The following is an 823-nucleotide window of genomic DNA, read 5'->3' as shown; positions in this document are numbered from 1 at the left end:
ATCTGTGAAAAGTAGCGATTTCATTGAGCATCGACTTGGCGTTCGACAGCTGAGAGGGAATTAAGGGTGTTCAATAAAAATATACTATTAGTCACATTAGGAGTGGCGCTATTACTCCCAGCTTCAGTCTCCGCAGGGGAGCTACTGAGCTTAGATAAAGCCGCAGCAAAAACCATTAACGTAAAACACAACATCGACACCACATTTGTCGCAGACACTCAAATTGCGGACTACAAGGTAATCGCAAATGGGAAGCTCGTGATTTACGGTATCGGTCGTGGTGCAACGTCGATCATTGCTTATGATCGAGCCGGAAACGAAATTTATAACGCAGAAGTGGTAGTCACCAAGAGTCTAAGACTTTTAGAGCAAACCATTATTGCGAGATATCCAGATGAAGACATTAAGCTGACCAATATTGGTGAGCAAATAGTCATTGATGGTGTTGTTAGCAGCGAAGAGATCAAAGACAAAGTTTACCGCCATGTTGGCGAGATGCTGAAAAAGAGTAAGCAAAGAAACACTTTTGAGCTTTCTGGCGCAAATGGAGAATCCGTTGATCCGCTTGACTATACAGCTACTTACGTTTTCGAAGATATCATCAACAACCTAAAAGTGCTCACTACCGATCAAATCAATGTGAAGTTGACGGTTGCAGAGGTTTCGAGCTCATTCTTAACAGAACTCGGCGTGTCATACGCAGAGACGAATGGTAAGTCGATTGGCGGTGCTGGTCAGTTCGTCAACAAAATTCTGGACTTTACGGCAGAAGATATCGTCGCGGTTATTTCAGCGAGTGGCAACGACAGTATCGGCCAAGTGC

General features: G+C 44.1%; 1 protein-coding gene. It reads left to right on the top strand.

From position 1 onward, the window contains the following. Positions 1 to 66: 66 nt before the first annotated feature. The coding region (locus R7R24_RS25885) for a pilus assembly protein N-terminal domain-containing protein (RefSeq protein WP_318119988.1) at positions 67 to 823 on the top strand (757 nt) is incomplete at its 3' end.

Source organism: Vibrio sp. 704, assembly GCF_033339295.1.
The sequence above is the reverse complement of the archived record's forward strand: the minus strand, read 5'-3'. Positions and strand labels throughout refer to the sequence as shown.